Genomic DNA, 16,200 nt, shown 5'->3' with positions numbered 1-16,200 from the left:
AGTACGAAAACGTTATAGTTTGCCAAAAAATGCGATATTTGTGCGCTACTAATCAATATTACACTTAATGTCTAAGCCAAATCAAACCTTAGGGGAATTCATAATTGAAAATCAAACCTCTTTTAAATATACCTCAGGGGAACTTTCTCGTCTATTAAATTCTATTCGTTTAGCTGCTAAAGTTGTTAATCACGAAGTTAACAAAGCTGGTTTAGTAGATATCATTGGTAATGCTGGTGATACTAATATCCAAGGTGAAGATCAGCAAAAGTTAGATGTATATGCTAACCAAAAGTTTATTCAAACGTTAACCAAACGAAATATAGTTTGTGGTATTGCGAGTGAAGAGGAAGATGATTTTATAGCTATTAATAGCCAAGATGAAAATAATCAGAACAAATACGTTGTTTTAATTGATCCTTTAGATGGATCTTCAAATATTGATGTTAATGTGTCTGTAGGAACCATTTTCTCAATTTACAGACGTGTTACTCCATTGGGTACACCTGTAACTTTAGAAGATTTTTTACAGAAAGGAAGCGCACAAGTTGCGGCTGGTTATGTAGTATATGGCACATCTACGATGTTAGTGTACACAACAGGAGATGGCGTTAACGGTTTTACATTAAACCCAGCAATTGGATCCTATTATTTATCGCATCCAAATATGGAATTTCCTAAGGATGGACATATTTATTCGGTAAATGAAGGGAATTATGCTGATTTCCCAGTAGGCATCAAAAAGTACATAAAATACTGCCAAGAAGATGAAGGAGAAAGACCTTACACTAGTAGATATATTGGGTCTTTAGTTTCTGATTTTCACAGAAATATGATTAAAGGAGGAATTTACATGTACCCAAAAAGCTCTAAAAATCCTAAAGGAAAACTACGTTTACTCTATGAGTGTAATCCAATGGCTTTTATAGCAGAACAAGCTAATGGTAAAGCAAGTGATGGCTTTACAAGAATAATGGATATTGTTCCTACAGAATTACATGAGCGCGTGCCTTTTATTTGTGGCAGCGTCAATATGGTAGAAAAAGCGGAAGAATTTATGCGTAACGAGGAATTATAAATTACACTTTCCTCTTAAGTAGTCAAGTTTTATCTTACTTGAAACCAATAGAAAAGCGACTATATTTTAACGTATCGATGTTAAATTATAGTCGCTTTTTTTTATTTAGCTGCAATTACTCATTCATGGACTTAATACCATCAATAAACGTATCAAGATCCACTTTATCATAAGCTAAGGCTAAAGCTTTATCAGCGATATACTTAACGTTGTTAGAATTAAATCCTAAACCAATACAAAGTTTCTCTAATAACCAATGCTGATTTGGGCCTTCAATATCATCTACCCATACCATACGCGCCAAATCATAAAGACGCTCTAAACGTATATCATAAGATGTTGGAGGATTAATAGGATGGCTTTTATAATCTATTAATATCTGCTTGTACTCTAACTCTGAAATATCTAATCGCGTTGCTAAACGATCTAAGAACGCTTTCTCTTTCTCTGTAATAACACCATCACTATTAGCAACTCTAACTATAGCTGCAAAATGATCTTCATTACGTTTTTTAAATCCGCTATCGAATAAATCTGAAAATGACATATATATACTTTATTTATTATCTAATTATTAATTCTGAACAAATATAATTCTATTCAAAGAATTATCATTAGTGTACACTTCAAAAATTTTATATTTGCACCATCAAACAAAGAAACTTGAGTAAAGTATCTATTGCCCAAACATTCGCACAGACTTTGCAACTGCAAAATCTGCAAACTGCTATTGCCGCTTCCCAAACCAAGACACATCTAAAAGGACTCGTTGGTTCTTCTTTTTCAATAACGGTTTCTGAAGCTTTTAAAACAGCAGACAAGCCCTTTTTATTGATTTTTGATGATAAAGAAGAGGCTGCTTTTTATCTCAATGATTTGGAACAACTCGTCAATGATAAAGACGTGTTGTTTTATCCGGGAAGCTACCGCAGACCTTACCAAATTGAGGGAACCAATAATGCCAACGTACTCTTACGTGCCGAAGTTTTAAACCGAATTAATTCGCGTAAAAAGCCGAGTATTATTGTGACGTATCCTGATGCGCTTTTTGAAAAGGTAGTAACCAAAAAGGAACTCGATAAAAACACATTAAAAATCTCAGTTGGCAATGACTTAAGCATCGATTTTGTTAACGAAGTGTTATTCGAATACAAATTTAAACGTGTCGATTTTGTCACAGAACCTGGTGATTTCTCAGTAAGAGGGGGTATTGTAGATGTCTTTTCATTTTCGCATGACGAGCCTTACCGAATAGAATTTTTTGGAGATGAAGTTGATAGTATTAGAACTTTTGATGTAGAAACACAACTCTCTACGGAGCGTATTAAGAAAGTGAGCATTATTCCGAATGTAGCCAATAAAATGATTGCTGAACAACGCGAAAGTTTTCTGAAGTACATTTCGAATAAAACCGTTATTTTTTCTAAAAATGCATCACTTACATTTTCAAGAATTGATGATTTTTATGGTAAAGCGGAAGAGGCTTTTAATAATTTATCAAGTGACGTAAAACATGCCTCTCCTGAAGAATTATTCTGTAATTCTGACTTATTAAAACGTCAATTTTTAGAATACCCTTTAGTAGAATTTGGAACAGAAGCTTTTTTCGCGCAGCAACTTATAGCCTTTTACACCAAGCCACAACCAGCTTTCAACAAACAGTTTAATCTGTTAATTGAAAATTTAAACGAAAATCACGCTAACGGCATAACCAATTATATTGCTTGTGTAAGCGAACAACAAGCCAAACGTTTTCACGATATTTTTGATGATGCGGAACAAACCGTTCATTATAAAACGGTGGTGCTTTCACTTTACCAAGGTTTTATAGATACCGAACATAAGCTTGCCATTTATACAGATCATCAGATTTTTGATCGTTATCATAAATTCCATCTTAAAAATGGTTACGCTAAAAAACAAGCCATCACTTTAAAGGAATTGACGAACCTTGAAATTGGAGATTACGTTACGCATATCGATCATGGTATTGGTAAGTTTGGAGGTCTTCAAAAAATAGATGTTGAAGGCAAAAAACAAGAAGCTATAAAGTTAGTGTATGGCGAACGCGATATTTTATACCTTAGCATTCACTCCTTACATAAAATCACCAAGTTTAACGGAAAGGATGGCAAGCCTCCAACAATTTATAAGTTAGGAAGTAAAGCTTGGGCTACTTTAAAACAAAAACAAAGTCAAGGGTTAAGGAAATTGCCTTCAACCTTATAAAGCTTTATGCTAAACGAAAATTAAAGAAAGGATTTCAGTACGCTCCAGATAGCCATATGCAATTGGAATTGGAAGCTTCTTTTATTTATGAAGATACTCCAGATCAAATTACATCTACAGCAGATATAAAAGCTGATATGGAAAGTGAACGACCAATGGATCGATTGATTTGTGGTGACGTTGGATTTGGTAAAACTGAAGTAGCGATTAGAGCGGCTTTTAAAGCTGTAGATAACGGCAAACAAGTTGCTGTTTTAGTACCAACAACCATTTTAGCATATCAACACTCACGAACATTTAAGGAACGTTTGAAGGATTTTCCGGTGACTGTAGATTATGTGAATCGTTTTAGAACAGCCAAAGAAAAACGCGAAACTTTAGAAGGACTCGAAAAAGGAAGTGTTGATATTATTATAGGAACACATCAATTGGCGAGCAAAAACGTAAATTTAAAGATTTAGGCTTACTAATTGTTGATGAAGAACAAAAGTTTGGTGTTGCTGTAAAAGAAAAATTAAAGACCATAAAAGAAAACGTTGATGTACTGACGTTAACAGCGACACCAATTCCAAGAACACTTCAATTTAGTTTAATGGCTGCTCGAGATTTATCAGTCATTAATACGGCTCCACCAAATAGATATCCTATAGAGAGTCATGTGATTCGTTTTGGAGAAGAAACGATTAGAGATGCGGTGAGTTATGAAATTCAACGTGGAGGTCAGATTTATTTTATTCATAATAGAATAGAGAATATTAAGGAGGTTGCGGGTATGATTCAACGTTTAGTGCCTGATGCAAAAATCGGCATTGGACATGGGCAACTCGATGGTAAAAAACTAGAAAATCTAATGCTCGCTTTTATGAATGGTGAATTTGATGTTTTAGTAGCCACCACTATTGTAGAAAGTGGTTTAGATGTGCCAAATGCGAATACTATTTTCATCAATAATGCGAATAATTTTGGATTGAGTGACTTACACCAAATGCGAGGTCGTGTAGGTCGTAGTAATAAAAAAGCATTCTGTTATTTTATTACTCCAGAATATTCTGCAATGACAGCAGATGCTAGAAAACGTATTTCAGCCTTAGAGCAATTTACAGAGCTTGGTAGCGGATTTAATATTGCCATGAAGGATTTAGAAATTCGTGGCGCAGGAGATTTACTAGGAGGAGAACAAAGTGGATTTATTAATGATATTGGATTTGATACCTATCAGAAAATCTTAAACGAAGCCATAGACGAATTAAAAGAAACTGAGTTTTCAGATTTATATAAAGACGATGGTAAACCTAAACAATATGTCAAAGACATTACCATTGATACCGATTTCGAATTGTTATTTCCAGACGATTATATCAACAACATTACCGAACGTTTAAATCTTTATACCAAACTTAACGCCATAAAAACAGAAGAAGAACTCGCTAAATTTGAAACTGAAATTATAGACCGTTTTGGAGAATTGCCTACACAAGTTTCTGACTTATTAGATAGTGTTCGTTTAAAATGGATCGCTACAAAAATGGGTATTGAAAAACTGATTATGAAACAAGGTAAAATGATTGGCTATTTTGTTCAAGATCAGCAAAGTGGTTTTTATCAGAGCGACGCTTTTACTAAAGTTTTACAATTTGTACAGATGAATGCGGGTAAATGTAAAATGAAAGAAAAACAAACCCGAAAAGGATTACGCTTAATACTTACATTCGAAAAAGTAAAAACACCAAACAAGCATTAATGGCCTTAAAGGATATATAATGAATGAAAAAAGTCATTCAAATCACCTTTTATTGCTCATTGTTGCCACAGTATGTCTTAGCACTTCTGGTCCTTTAGGTAAATTTATAGATATGCCAACGCCTGTAATTATATGGTGGCGTTCTATTTTAGCCTTAATTATACTCTTCTTTTTCTGTGTTTTTAGAGGCATTAACTTAAAGGTCAACAATAAAAAGGATCGTTTTACTTTTTTATTGCTGCTTTATTAATGGGTGGCCATTGGCTTTTCTACTTCTATGCCTTAAAGCGATCTAACGTAGCTATTGGAATGATTTCACTATTTACCTTCCCAGTGATTATAGCTCTTTTAGAACCTTTATTTTCAAAAGTAAAATTAGACCCTATTCATATCGTTTTAGGCCTTATGGTACTTCTTGGTATCTATATTTTAGCTCCAGATTTCGATTTAGAAAGCAGTCAGTTACAAGGCATTCTATTTGGTGTACTTTCAGCGATCTGTTATGCCTTAAGAATTCTTATGCTAAAAGGACATATAGCCACGTATAATGGTACCATGCTTATGTTTTATCAAGTTGTAGTATTAACGGTTGTATTAGCTCCTGTTTTATATTTTATGGATACCTCTAATATTACTACACAATATCCTTATGTTTTGCTATTGGCTATAGTAACTACGGTTATTGGACATACCATGTTTGTTAATAGTTTAAAATACTTTAAAGCAAGTACAGCGAGTATTATTGGTAGCACACAACCTATATTTGGAATTATAATTGCCTTCTTTTTTTGAATGAATTACCATCGTCTAATACATTTATTGGCGGTAGTTTAATATTGGTAACAGTAATTATTGAAAGTATAAGATCTAAAAAGGTAAAATAGAATTATAATGGCTTAATTATTGAAGGTCTTCAATGGTGAGCATTAGTTGTAAATAAGTCTTAAGCATGAAAGAAATTTACGAACCAAAATTCGTTGAAAAGCTATTTGATAAAATGTCTAGTTCGTATGCTTATATGAATTATCTTACATCGTTCGGATTTAGTGAACGTTGGAGAAAACAATGTGTAAAAGCACTACATATTGAAGACGGAAAAGTGGTAGTAGATTTAATGACAGGCATGGGAGAATGCTGGAAGCATGTGCTTAATAAGAACACTATAAATTCACAACTCATCGCTGTAGATTTTTCATCTGAAATGATTAAACAAGCAGAGAAAAACAAATTGAAATTTCCACATTCTAAAATTACAGTTTTAAAGGAGGATGTGTTTCATAATTCAATAGAAGATGAATCTGCGGATTATATTATTTCTGGATTTGGATTAAAGACCTTTAATGCAGAACAAATAAACGCTTTAGCAAATGAAATTGATAGACTATTAAAACCAACTGGAACGTTTTCCTTAATTGATGTATCTGTTCCAAAAAATAATATTTTAAAGCCTTTTTATATGTTTTACTTAAATAATATCGTTCCGCTATTAGGAAAGCTCTTTTTAGGAAGTCCAGAAACTTATAAAATGTTAGGTATTTATACAGAAGCATTCGGCGATTCCAAAAATGCTTTTCAAATTTTTAAAAGAGATAATTTTGAAGTCGAATATATCAATTATTTTTACGGTTGCGCAACCGGAATAAAAGGCCGAAAAATAAAATAACAATTAGCGAACAGTTTTATAAAATATACAATACCATGAAAAAATTATTAATCCTACTTTTGGTTTTACCCTTACTATTACAAGCTCAAAGTGTAAAGGGCTCTTTTTCACCAGCCGAAGATTTTAGTTATGCTTTTTTATACCACGCCACACCAGAAAGTGCGAATTATGTTAACAGAGGAGAATTAGATAGCGACGGTAATTTTGAGATTCAATTAGATTCGACTTTAACGCCAGGTATTTACAAAATTGTATATGCTATTCCACCAGAAGAAAATAATTTCGATTTCATCTATGATGGCAAAGAGACTGTTGCCTTTAATTTTAGTCATGAAAAAGGTGTTGAATTTAAAGTTTCTGAAGAAAACAAACTTTGGAATTCATACTTAAAAAGTATAGAAATGGTCAACCAAACCATTAGCAATTATTACTCTAAAGAGAATAATGATAAAAAAGGTTTTAATGCTATTTTCAAAACTTTAAAGGATACACAAACGGCTTATGAAGAGTTAGCTCAGGACAAATTGGTTTTTAAGTTTATTAAAGCCAACAGACCTTATATTCCTACACAATATGAAGACATTAGTACTTATTCACAAAATCTTAAGCAGTATTATTTAAGTGAAGTAGATTTTAGCGATTATCTATTACAGAGTTCTTCTTACTTAATAGATCGCGTTACTGCTTATGTTTTTAATATGGTTGCAGACCCAAGTGAAGCCACTTATAAACAACATATTGATGATGTTGCAGCTGCGATTACTAATGACGATTTAAGTATTAAAACAAGTATGCTAGAAATGCTTTGGCACCGTTTTGTAGCCTTAAAAAATAATACTATTGCAAATTATATAACAGATAATTATTTGCTAGAATTAGCAAAAAATACAAACAATAAAGTTTTAGAAGATATGGTCATTTCTTTTAAGAACACCTCAATAGGATCTAAAGCGCCCAATTTTGAAATTACCTTAGATGGCAAAAAAACAAGCTTACACCAATTAGAAGGTGCAAAAAAATATTTGCTTATTTTTTGGAGTAGTGGCTGTAGTCATTGTTTAAGCGAATTACCACAGGTGAGAGAAATGGTTGCAAACAAACCCAATCTAAAAGTCGTTGCTTTTGGATTAGAAGAGGATAACAAAAATTGGAATAAAGAAATTAAAAACTACCCCGATTTTATTCATCAAATTGGATTAGAAAAATGGGACAACCCAATTGTAAAAACCTATGGCATTTCTGCTACACCAATGTATTTTATATTGGATGGCTCTAAATTTATTACAGCGAAACCCTATGGTTTTGAGGAATTAGAGGCTTTATTGAAGGAATTATAAACGCTTTATGTTTAGTATTGAAGACATAAGAGCTAACTACAAACGTTTTCCTGATACGAAAATTGAAAACATAGCAAGAAATGAATCTAAAGGATTAAGAAAAGAAGTCCTCACCGTTTTAAAGGACGAAATTACGAGACGACAGTTAAACCTAAGTCTTATTAGTTGGGTTGATGCGAAAACCAAATCATTTGAGGGCCTAGAACGTAAAAATCTTATTCAAAAAATTCAATATCAACACTGTCCAAAATGTTTCGAAAAAACCAAATTATTAGGTTTTGAAACCCATACGGTAAAGTCATTTTTAATTGGAACTAGTTCGTCTAGGGATGAACAAATACTTTGTGCAAGCTGTGGAAAAACAGCAAAATTAAACGCTATCGCAATTACATTTTTTACCGGATGGTGGTCTGGAAAAGGTTTTCTATTAACACCATTTACTATTGTTAAAGACGCATTAAACTTCTTATTTATTGATAAAATTAGCGATAGAATACTAAATGCATTCGTCGATGACCGAACCGGTTCTTTTAGAAGATATGGGACTGATGACAGCGTGTTATCTCGACTGATAAAATGGAAAAACAATTCGGATGATAACTCAACGTATTAAAAAGAAAAACGCCCAGTAAAAACAAGTGTTTTAACTGAGCGTTTTGAAACTAAATAACCAACCAAATTTAGTTTCATATGTATGTTCGTATTGTTTTTTTTAAGTCCACATAGAACACCATTTGAATTCCATCATATAATTGAAATTGACTCTACGGTGTTTCGTGTATTTGTTCTAATATTTTCTATTTTCTTTGTTTTTTGCTTACGTTTTTTAAACCTATCAACTTCTGCAGTTGACTTCCCTTCTGCATCTGTGCTTCTGTAATATTGTATATAGCCACTTCCTCTAAATTCATAAACCGTCCCAGAGCTTGCATGGTACAACTCTACCGTACTATCATTAATAACGCTCAATTCGAAGTATTCATTGTTGAAGAAATCATAATCTAATGTTAATGTTTTTAAGTAGCTATTCCCAGAGACATCTCCTACTCCATAATCACCTACAAAATCCCAAAAGATATTATTTGTATTATAGACGTTTTGATCTTGCGAACTTCTAAATGTAGCATCGTTTCCACCAGATAAAAACTGCAAATAGTTCTCGTTATCAAAATCATTTAGCGCTCCATAATTACTGGTATATGTTTTTTCCCAAGCTTCATATTCTTGTAAGAAATAATGAATGTTATCGTAAAAGATAAAATCATAATCGAAATTAGATTTTTGGTAACCCTCTAAAAAATAAGATGTGTCATTATAAGGATTGTATAATTCAATCGTATTATTATCTACTTGGTACACATCGAAGCTATCAAAGCCATCAATGACATGGTCTACATCTAAAATCATATCATAAGCATCATAATTTCCAATTTGTACACCATAGCCGCTACCCTGACTTCCAAAGCCAACTAAATTATTATTAGCATACATACGACCATTATTAAACGATACGGTAAAAGCAATTTGTAAAAATGGTGTTTCCCCATAACCTTGTGTGGCATTAACGTCTACATACCATAAATCGTAAGAATTTAATAACTGATTTAATGAAATTGATGGTTCTTCTATATAATTTGTTTCTTCAACATAACACGAGGTAAATACTGTTGCAATAAATGCAAATCCTAATAGTAGTTTTGTCGTTTTCATAATCTAGCGTTTTAAAGGTGGTTGATTATAGCTTTTCAAAAGACGTGCCAAAAAATATTTAGAAGTTATCTGAAACAATACAAAAAGTCTATTTATCCTGATTATTTTCATATGTATAAAGTCTATAAATACCGAAGCGTTAACATGGTTTTAGCTCGAAGGATTCTATAAATTTTCCGTAACTTTGATTTACAAATTTGATTAAAACACTATGAGTAATACTACAAAATATGCTGTTTTTGGTGCAGGAAGCTGGGCTACAGCCATTGTAAAAATGCTTTGCGAAAACTTAGACGAAGTTGGTTGGTATATGCGAAGCGTTTATGCTAAAGAACACATCTTAAAAGAACAACATAACCCAAGTTATTTGAGTTCGGTGGAGTTTAAAACCGAACAACTAAAACTGAGTAATGATATTAACGAAATAGCAGATTGGGCAGATGTGCTAATTTTTGTAATTCCTTCTGCTTTTATCCATGGTGAATTAGAGAAACTTACCACAGACATTAGCAAGAAAACCATAGTATCTGCTGTAAAAGGTATTATGCCAGAAACAGGCAAATTAGTTGGTGAGCAATTTCATGATGAATATAATATTCCCTTTGAAAACATTGCTGTTATCGCGGGTCCTTGCCACGCAGAAGAAGTGGCACTAGAGCGTTTATCTTATTTAACAATTGCATGTGACGATGCTAAGAAAGCACAAGCCATTGCAGATAATTTATCGAGCGATTACATTAAGACAAAAACGAGCGATGATGTTATTGGTATAGAATACGCTGTAATGCTGAAAAATATTTATGCTATTGCTGCCGGAATGGCTCATGGTTTGGGTTATGGCGACAATTTTCAGAGTGTATTGATGAGTAACTCTATTCGCGAAATGAAACGTTTCATCAAAAAGATGCACAAGATGAAACGCAATATTAATAACTCGGCATACTTAGGTGATTTATTAGTAACGGGTTATTCTGTATTTTCTAGAAACCGCATGTTCGGAAATATGATTGGTAAAGGGTACACTGTAAAATCTGCACAAATGGAAATGAATATGGTTGCAGAAGGTTACTACGCCACAAAAAGTGCATTTGAATTAAATAAAAAGAACAAAAAGAAAACACAGCTACCTATTATAAATGCCGTTTATGATATTTTATACGAAGGGAAAGACGCTAAAAAAGTGTTTCAGAAATTGACTGATAAGTTGGATTAGTTGTGCTTTTGGCTATTAGCCGTTTGCTTATTAGCTAAAGGTCAATGGCTAATACCTACTTTACCAAAACACCACGCAACTGCATCAACGGAATAGCTTGTAAAGCTTTTTCGTTGATTGTGTTTTTTCTGAATATATATGTTTTATCAAACATTTGATTGCCTTCAAAAAACGTGATTTTAAACTCGTTATTTAGCTCTAAAACCTTTTCTTGTAGATATTCAATCTTAGCATAACTTCTTGCTGGTAGTTTTGCAATAGTATGGCGCATTATAGGCGTTACTTTGGTGTCGTTATAACCTCTAGTAACAATAAGAACAGTATCTAAGTCTTTATCGCTATTATTAATGATATAGGCATTCCAGTCTTGAGTTTTGTATTCTAAATGTTCTTCTTGCACTACCGCAACATGAACATCTTTTACTTCTGGAATTTTTATGTCTTTTTTCAAGGTTTATAAGGCTGATTTAAACTGTTCTAAAAACCGCACATCATTCTCACTCAACAATCTAATATCGCTAATTTGGTTTAATAGCATGGCAATACGATCGATTCCCATTCCGAAAGCAAATCCAGAATATACTTTAGAATCAATACCACAATTTTCTAAAACATTAGGATCTACCATTCCGCAGCCCATAATTTCTAACCAACCTGTACCTTTAGTAATTTTATAATCTGTTTCGGTTTCTAATCCCCAATATACATCTACCTCTGCACTTGGCTCAGTAAACGGAAAGTATGAAGGACGTAATCTAATTTTAGACTTCCCAAACATCTCAGTAGTAAAGTATTGAAGTGTTTGTTTTAAATCTGCAAAACTCACATCTTTATCAATATATAACCCTTCCACTTGGTGAAAGAAACAATGTGAACGTGCAGAAATCGCTTCATTTCTATACACACGACCCGGAGAAATAGTACGAATTGGTGGTTGGTTATTTTCCATATAGCGTACTTGTACAGAACTTGTATGCGTACGCAACAAAATATCTGGATCGGTTTGAATAAAAAACGTATCCTGCATATCTCTCGCCGGATGGTATTCTGGTAAGTTCAATGCTGTAAAATTATGCCAATCATCTTCAATTTCTGGCCCTTCACTAACGTTAAAACCAATCCGTGAAAAGATATCGATAATCTCATTTTTAACTATAGAAATAGGATGACGTGCACCAATAGCAATTGGCTCACCAGGTCGCGATAAATCACCAAAAATCCCTTTATCTTCTTCTTTACTTTCTAAAGCTTCTTTTAATTCATTTACTTTAGCTTCAGCTGTAACTTTAAGCTCGTTAATTATTTGTCCGAATTCACGTTTCTGATCGTTCGCTACATTTTTCAATTCGCCATAAAATGCTTTTAAATACCCTTTGGAACCTAAATATTTAATTCTAAAGGCTTCAACCTCTTCTTTTGACTGTGCTTTAAAAGCTTCTGCTTCTGCTATGAGTTCTTTTATCTTGTCTATCATGATTTCTATTCAAAAACGAGTGCAAATTTAAGTTTTTTTTGCGAGTTATGGTAGCTGTATGACGTCTTAGCTAATTGATATATTCTGTTTCCAAAAAATAGTTTACAATAGCCTCTTTCATTAACACACTTTGCTCACCAGCTTTTAGATGTGGTAATTGCGCTAATACTTTGTAATGTGGCCAACCTTCTTCATCTACATAATCAAATTCATAAAATCCATAAGGTGTTAAAACCTTGCAAATTGCTATATGCATTAAATCGAGTTTATGATCTTTTTTATATTCACGATGAATTTGACCAAGCTCTTGCACACCAATAAGGTATATTATAGAATCGAGATCTAATCGATCTCCATCAGCAAATTGGTTTGAGAGTTTCTCTACCACCAACTCCCATCGTTCTTTTAATTGTTCGTCTCTTGCCATGTCCATTTCCCGTAAAACAGGAATCTCTTTAATTAATAATTAAAAGTTTTAAGATGAAGAAGTCTCCTTCAAGCTTAACTTCTTATAAGACTTCAAAGTTAATAAACTAAAGTAGGTTGAAATGCGTTATTATTTATAAATCAGAAAAAAAGTATAGTTTACCTTATTAGCCCTAAGTTTAAATAAATTGATTCACTAAAATTTGAACTTAAAAAATTCATGTACTTTTGTTTAAACCGCTAGTTGTATGAGTATTATTGATATTATTTTAGCCGCCCTATTATTATTCGGATTTGTACGTGGCTTATTTAAAGGTCTTTTTGTAGAAGTCGCCTCTCTATTGGCCTTAGTTTTGGGTGTTTATGGTGCAATTCATTTTAGTGATTTTGCTGCAGGATTTTTAGAACCTAAGGTTGATTGGAGTGAAAAAACCATCAATATCGTTGCTTTTGCCATCACTTTTGTGGTGATTGTTTTAGTCATTAGCTTAGCAGGAAAAGCATTAACCAAACTAGCCGATTTCGCCGCTTTAGGAATCATCAATAAACTCGCAGGTGCTGTCTTTGGAGCGCTTAAAATTGGATTAATTCTTAGTGTGCTTTTGAGTGTTTTTCATAAAATGAATAATACATTGCCCTTTATGGAAAAAGAAGATTTAGAAAAAAGTATGCTTTACAAACCTGTAAAATCATTAGCCCCTATGATTTTTCCATCAATAATTAAAAGCGAATCAGAAGAAGAAGATGCTGAGGAAGAAAACACTAAAGAAAAAGCATAAAAAAACCATTCTTCCGAATGGTGTTTTTTCACTAATCTAAGTGATAGATTTCCATAATATCTTTGAGATACCCTTCAAAATCTATTTTTAAATCTATTAGTTTTCCTGTGTGTACATCAAACACCCAACCGTGTACTTTTAAACCTCTATCTCTATAAGCTTTTTGTACGGCTGCTGTTTTAATTAGATTAACACACTGTTCTTGCACATTGAGTTCAACTAAACGATCGTATTTTTTTCTTCGTCCTTAATAGAATTAAGCTCATTATGATGCATTCTATAAACATCTCTAATGTTTCTTAACCAACCGTTTAAAACACCCAAATCGGCCGATTGCATTGCTGCTTTTACTCCGCCACAAGCATAATGTCCACAAACTACAACGTGATTCACCTTTAAATGTGTAACCGCATAATTAACCACAGACATGCCATTTGCATCTGTGCCAACAACCATATTCGCTATATTTCTATGCACAAAGACATCACCTGGACCTAAACCCATTAACTCTTCAGCGGTAACACGACTATCGGAACAGCCTATAAATAATAACTCTGGATTTTGTCCTTGGCCTAATTTCTCGAAATATTCAGCATCATTGTCTAACCTGTCTTTAATCCACTTTTCGTTATTTTTAAATACATTATTTAAGTCCATATTTATATCAATTAGAATTCGTCCTTTACATTACTTTTTATCCAGTTTAAACAACTATCAAAGTCCTTAAATATATGCTCTTTAAGAATTAAATTTGGAATTATATCAATACGCTCCATCATATATCTTGGTTGCTTTAGTAGCCCTACAAACAATACCAAAATATTTCTTTTTGATAAATCTTGAAGCACATCTTCCATGGCGTAGAGTCCGGATTGATCCATATATTGCATACGTCCTAAACGAATTACTACTGTTTTAGCTGTAATAGGAATCTGATCTGCTAACGCCTGAAATTCACTAGTAGATCCAAAAAACAATGGTCCTTTTAAATGTTTAATAAAAACTTCTTCTTTTAGTTTTTCAGGAAAATCAGCTTCATCTGCCCAAGCCTTTTCTTTCTTTAAAGATTTAACATCGGATCGCAATGCTGTTAAATCACCTATTTTTTTCATAAACATAAGTGACGCTATTATTAATCCGATACCTACAGCATAAACCAAGTTCCAAAACGTAGACAATAGTAAAACTACAATCATAATTAAAACTTCAGAGCTCAATTTAATCGGTCCAATTTTAATATCTTTTGGTAGCGCAGGAATCGCTTTTAAGCCTTTATAATCCATAACTCCAAAACCAACGGTAATTAAAATACCTGCTAAAACAGCTGCTGGAATTTGTGACGCAATATCTCCTAAAGCTAAAAGAATCAATAATAAAAAGACACCAGCAATCATTCCTGATAATCTAGTTTTACCACCTGCGTTAATATTTACAACCGTTCTAATAGTTGCTCCTGCTCCTGGTAAACCACCAAATAAAGCACCAATAGTATTTCCAATACCCTGGCCGATAAGCTCTTTGTTTGGCTTATGTTTTGTTTTAGTAACATTATCTGCAACAACACTCGTTAATAAGGAATCAATAGATCCTAATAACGCTAAGGTAAAGGCGGTAAAAAAATATGGCATTAAATTCCCAAAATCAAATTCTGTAAAAATGGCCATATTTGGTACCGGAAAGCCACTCGGTATTTGTTCGATTGGTCGGTAGTCTAAACCAAAGCCAAAAGCAATTCCTGAAACAATTACTAAAGCCACTAGAGTACTTGGTATCGCAGTAGTTATACGTTTAAATCCGTATATAATAATTATGGTTCCAAGCGCTAGTAGCAATTCTAACCAATTTATATTTTGTAATGCTCTAGGTATTGCTTTTAACGCCCCTAATGCACCAGAAGCAGAATTCCCAGCTAATATAGAAGCCTCACTTTCCATTTCTTCGGGTGTAATTCTACTTGCTCGATCTACAGTTTCTTTAAAATTTTCAAGGACTAATATGCCTTCACCTGCTTCTTCTTTTAAGATATCATTTAAAAGCATTTCTTCTGCATGAGGCATATGTTTTTCAATTAATGCGGTGTCTTCTCCTGCATAATAACCAACTGCTGGCAAAATTTGTGTAATAATTATAATGAGTCCAATGGCTGTCATAAACCCTGAAACCACAGGATATGGAATATACTTTATGTATTTTCCGAAGCCAAAAATGCCCAAACCAACTTGCATTAATCCTGCTAGGATAAATACGGCTAGAATTATAGGAAGCGATTTACTAACATCTCCTTCATGGATAGCTAATAATCCCGCAATAAGAACCATACTTACAGCTGTCATAGGTGCTGTTGGCCCAGAAATTTGGGTATTGGTACCGCCAAAAAGTGCTGCAAAAAAAGCTAAAAAGATAGCACCATAAAGTCCTGCACTAGGACCAAGACCAGATGACACTCCAAACGCTAATGCCAATGGTAATGCAACAATACCTGCTGTAATACCTCCAAAAGCATCACCTTTAAGATGAGAAAAAAACTTTTTCATAAATTCTATATTCTAT

General features: G+C 33.2%; 14 protein-coding genes and 2 pseudogenes. 9 read left to right on the top strand and 7 right to left on the bottom strand.

Annotated elements, in window-relative coordinates; translation table 11 throughout:
* Positions 1–67: 67 nt before the first annotated feature.
* Complete coding sequence (gene fbp / locus ADIWIN_RS04705; protein WP_020895640.1) at positions 68–1,078, top strand: class 1 fructose-bisphosphatase; 1,011 nt, start codon at positions 68–70, stop codon at positions 1,076–1,078.
* A 115-nt stretch (positions 1,079–1,193) separates the two neighbouring features.
* On the opposite strand, the gene ADIWIN_RS04700 is transcribed toward fbp, so the two are convergent.
* Positions 1,194–1,625 (bottom strand): tellurite resistance TerB family protein, encoded by a 432-nt coding sequence (locus ADIWIN_RS04700; RefSeq protein WP_020895639.1) that lies wholly within the window; start codon positions 1,623–1,625, stop codon positions 1,194–1,196.
* A 116-nt stretch (positions 1,626–1,741) separates the two neighbouring features.
* On the opposite strand from ADIWIN_RS04700, the pseudogene mfd reads away from it, so the two are divergent.
* The 6 genes and pseudogenes from mfd to ADIWIN_RS04675 all read left to right on the top strand — a co-directional run bounded on the left by mfd (position 1,742) and on the right by ADIWIN_RS04675 (position 8,661).
* Positions 1,742–5,048: pseudogene (gene mfd, locus ADIWIN_RS04695) on the top strand (transcription-repair coupling factor).
* A gap of 19 nt (positions 5,049–5,067) precedes the next feature.
* A complete protein-coding gene (locus ADIWIN_RS21775; protein ID WP_316929630.1) occupies positions 5,068–5,298 on the top strand; it encodes a DMT family transporter in 231 nt (76 codons plus the stop codon).
* Positions 5,298–5,840, top strand: a complete 543-nt coding sequence (locus ADIWIN_RS21770; protein ID WP_020895634.1) for a DMT family transporter — start codon at positions 5,298–5,300, stop codon at positions 5,838–5,840. Before ADIWIN_RS21775 ends, ADIWIN_RS21770 begins: the two co-directional genes overlap by 1 nt.
* A 157-nt stretch (positions 5,841–5,997) precedes the next feature.
* The gene (locus tag ADIWIN_RS04685) at positions 5,998–6,711 is read left to right on the top strand and encodes a class I SAM-dependent methyltransferase (protein ID WP_020895633.1); all 714 of its coding nucleotides are present in this window, start codon (positions 5,998–6,000) and stop codon (positions 6,709–6,711) included.
* A 35-nt stretch (positions 6,712–6,746) separates the two neighbouring features.
* Positions 6,747–8,048: a TlpA family protein disulfide reductase gene (locus ADIWIN_RS04680; RefSeq protein WP_020895632.1), complete on the top strand. Its 1,302-nt coding sequence runs from the start codon at positions 6,747–6,749 to the stop codon at positions 8,046–8,048.
* A gap of 7 nt (positions 8,049–8,055) precedes the next feature.
* Positions 8,056–8,661 carry a hypothetical protein gene (locus tag ADIWIN_RS04675; protein WP_020895631.1) on the top strand — a complete coding sequence of 202 codons (606 nt, stop codon included), beginning with the start codon at positions 8,056–8,058 and terminating at the stop codon, positions 8,659–8,661.
* A 131-nt stretch (positions 8,662–8,792) separates the two neighbouring features.
* Here ADIWIN_RS04675 and ADIWIN_RS04670 read toward each other — a convergent pair whose 3' ends face one another.
* Positions 8,793–9,758 (bottom strand): hypothetical protein, encoded by a 966-nt coding sequence (locus ADIWIN_RS04670; RefSeq protein WP_020895630.1) that lies wholly within the window; start codon positions 9,756–9,758, stop codon positions 8,793–8,795.
* A gap of 211 nt (positions 9,759–9,969) precedes the next feature.
* On the opposite strand from ADIWIN_RS04670, the gene ADIWIN_RS04665 reads away from it, so the two are divergent.
* A complete protein-coding gene (locus tag ADIWIN_RS04665) occupies positions 9,970–10,971 on the top strand; it encodes an NAD(P)H-dependent glycerol-3-phosphate dehydrogenase (protein WP_020895629.1) in 1,002 nt (333 codons plus the stop codon).
* Positions 10,972–11,026: 55 nt separating this feature from the next.
* Here the strand turns inward: ADIWIN_RS04665 and ADIWIN_RS04660 are convergent, their stop codons facing one another.
* The 3 genes from ADIWIN_RS04660 to ADIWIN_RS04650 all read right to left on the bottom strand — a co-directional run bounded on the left by ADIWIN_RS04660 (position 11,027) and on the right by ADIWIN_RS04650 (position 12,872).
* Positions 11,027–11,422, bottom strand: a complete 396-nt coding sequence (locus tag ADIWIN_RS04660; RefSeq protein ID WP_020895628.1) for a hypothetical protein — start codon at positions 11,420–11,422, stop codon at positions 11,027–11,029.
* A 3-nt stretch (positions 11,423–11,425) separates the two neighbouring features.
* Entirely contained in the window at positions 11,426–12,445 is a 1,020-nt protein-coding gene (gene pheS, locus ADIWIN_RS04655; protein ID WP_020895627.1) for a phenylalanine--tRNA ligase subunit alpha, read from the bottom strand.
* Positions 12,446–12,515: 70 nt separating this feature from the next.
* Entirely contained in the window at positions 12,516–12,872 is a 357-nt protein-coding gene (locus ADIWIN_RS04650; protein WP_020895626.1) for a hypothetical protein, read from the bottom strand.
* Positions 12,873–13,119: 247 nt separating this feature from the next.
* Here ADIWIN_RS04650 and ADIWIN_RS04645 point away from each other — a divergent pair, with 247 nt between their 5' ends.
* Entirely contained in the window at positions 13,120–13,650 is a 531-nt protein-coding gene (locus tag ADIWIN_RS04645; RefSeq protein WP_020895625.1) for a CvpA family protein, read from the top strand.
* Between the two features lie 31 nt (positions 13,651–13,681).
* On the opposite strand, the pseudogene ADIWIN_RS04640 reads toward ADIWIN_RS04645, so the two are convergent.
* Both ADIWIN_RS04640 and ADIWIN_RS04635 read right to left on the bottom strand, forming a co-directional pair.
* Positions 13,682–14,307: pseudogene (locus ADIWIN_RS04640) on the bottom strand (carbonic anhydrase).
* An 11-nt stretch (positions 14,308–14,318) separates the two neighbouring features.
* The gene (locus ADIWIN_RS04635; RefSeq protein ID WP_020895622.1) at positions 14,319–16,184 is read right to left on the bottom strand and encodes a SulP family inorganic anion transporter; all 1,866 of its coding nucleotides are present in this window, start codon (positions 16,182–16,184) and stop codon (positions 14,319–14,321) included.
* Positions 16,185–16,200 lie beyond the last annotated feature (16 nt).

The sequence above is a fragment of the Winogradskyella psychrotolerans RS-3 genome (genome assembly GCF_000427335.1).
Lineage (GTDB): Bacteria > Bacteroidota > Bacteroidia > Flavobacteriales > Flavobacteriaceae > Winogradskyella > Winogradskyella psychrotolerans.
Note: the sequence above shows the minus strand (reverse complement) of the source record. Positions and strands in the feature narration are given on the sequence as shown.